At 40.4% G+C, this 1924-nt stretch carries 3 protein-coding genes; 1 reads left to right on the forward strand and 2 read right to left on the reverse strand.

Translation table 11 applies throughout. From position 1 onward, the window contains the following. Positions 1–393, reverse strand: a 393-nt coding sequence (locus tag A3735_RS03355; protein ID WP_197485632.1) for an AraC family transcriptional regulator ligand-binding domain-containing protein, incomplete at its 3' end; no start/stop codon positions are given. A 372-nt stretch (positions 394–765) separates the two neighbouring features. After that, positions 766–1179 carry a PilZ domain-containing protein gene (locus A3735_RS03360; protein WP_068509978.1) on the reverse strand — a complete coding sequence of 138 codons (414 nt, stop codon included), beginning with the start codon at positions 1177–1179 and terminating at the stop codon, positions 766–768. Between the two features lie 126 nt (positions 1180–1305). On the opposite strand from A3735_RS03360, the gene A3735_RS03365 reads away from it, so the two are divergent. Next, the coding region (locus A3735_RS03365) for an alpha/beta fold hydrolase (RefSeq protein WP_068637589.1) at positions 1306–1924 on the forward strand (619 nt) is incomplete at its 3' end.

A 1924-nucleotide genomic window follows, 5' to 3' on the forward strand; every position in this document is an offset into this window, starting at 1 on the left:
AGTAAACTTATCATCATTGTGAATTTCAATATGCATGCCTTCATTAACCAAAGAATAGTAGCGTTGGTATTGTTGAAGTCCTTCATAGAGGGTTGGGCTATTAAAGAAAATGTGTGCAACTAAACCCATTTCTTCATTATGGGGATTCTGAGCGAGTTTAAGGCCAAGACGCTCGTCGGAGGTAAAGGAAAGCGCAAGAGACCATAACGCATGATAAGCAGAGATATTTAGTCGGAAGTCCGCTAACTCAAGCTCGTGTAGTTCACAGGCCAAGGTAGAAATCAAAAGCTCGTTATTGATACCTTTTTGAATAAGATATTCGCACAATACTTTCGCGGTTGAGGAGTTTACGAACAAGTTTTTGACCCGGGACTTGCCAGACTTAATTGTCATTTAGCTTTCCTTTCCCTAACCGTGACTAAAGATACCTATTGTAGTAATTAAACCAAAGCTGTGTATTAATTACTGTTAATTAGGAATGCTACAGTCAGTCAAAAAGGTGGCACATATCGTCAAGAACAGGCATTCGGTCTGCTATATATTACACACACTGTCCTTTAGGAGTTGTACAGTAAACGAATTACAAACTTATACTAGCGGTGTTATTGACGGGGAACCACTATGGAATACGAAGTTTTTGTACCACAAAATGAAAATGAAAAAGAAAATTGTTCTGAGCTAGCAAATTATCTGAACAGTATGTTTTTTTGCTAAGTAGATTAAGAGGTTCAAGAAAAGGCGCGAAGTGCGCCTTTTTTTATTACACTAAACTGCTTTCAAACGCTGCTTTATTGCGTTATTTCTCTCAAGCATATCTCTAATGCGTGTTAGTTGGCTAAGGTTATCGCCGCTTTGCTTAGACTGGTTTGAAAAGACCAAGCCGACTCGCCACGAAGTATCGTCATTATCCATCCTTACCTTATTTACAATCTTTGCCTCAATTTGATTAACTTTTAGCTCCCCCATGTCCATATTCAAAACGAGGCGCAAACTTAGCTTGCTTCCGAGTTCTGGTTCACTGGGTACAGCCAGAGCAAGGCCAAGGAGATTGAAATCGAGAACATCTAAATCAAGCCAGCTAGAAAATAGACCTTGTTTAGTTTTGATTTGTGCCACGAGTTCTGCGGCGGGGACGCGTCGGTTACGACGATTTTCTTTAGGGTGGAGCTCTACAATCATTAAAAAATATACCTTACTACGTATCACAGTTTAGAAGTGAAAAGCATTTAATTAGTCAGATTAGGATACATATGAGAATATGCCATGAGCTCTTGGTGATAATGTGAACTGATTAAAAAAAATACAATGACTAAACTATATTCGCGCATAAGAGGGGAAGGTTTCTCCGTATTGATCCTTCACGGCCTGTTTGGCTCGTCAGATAATTTAGGCAGTGTTGCAACGGCCTTGGCAAGTAAGTTTAAAACCCATGCTATTGACCTGAGAAACCATGGTCGTTCGTTTCATCGCGAAGAGATGAACTATGAGCTTATGGCAGAAGATGTGATCGAATATATGAATGATCAAGGTATTGATATCGCATATGTGCTTGGACATTCCATGGGTGGAAAAGTCGCTATGAGTCTAGCCCTGCACCAGCAAAAACGAATAAAGGCCGTGATCGTTGCCGATATATCGCCTGTTCGGTATGAGGGACATCACGATGAAATATTTGCTGGTTTATTTGCTTTGCTAGAGTCAGATATCGTAAGTCGAAAGGAAGCAGATTCTTTGCTAGCGGAATTTGTTCCAGAGCAGGGGGTGAGGCAATTTTTACTAAAGAATCTAAAAGCCAAGCCCGGTGGAGGTTTCGATCTAAAAGTAAATCTCAACGCCATCCATCAAAATTACCATCATATTCTGGATGGACAGCATGCTGAAAAACCTTTTTTAGGGGAAGTGCTCTTCATTGCTGGCGAAGCAT

It is taken from the genome of Oleiphilus sp. HI0061 (assembly GCF_001635675.1).

Coding starts and splice junctions, on each gene's coding strand:
- A3735_RS03360 (WP_068509978.1), bottom strand. CDS start 1,179: ATGATTGTAGAGCTCCACCCTAAAGAAAATCGTCGTAACCGACGCGTC.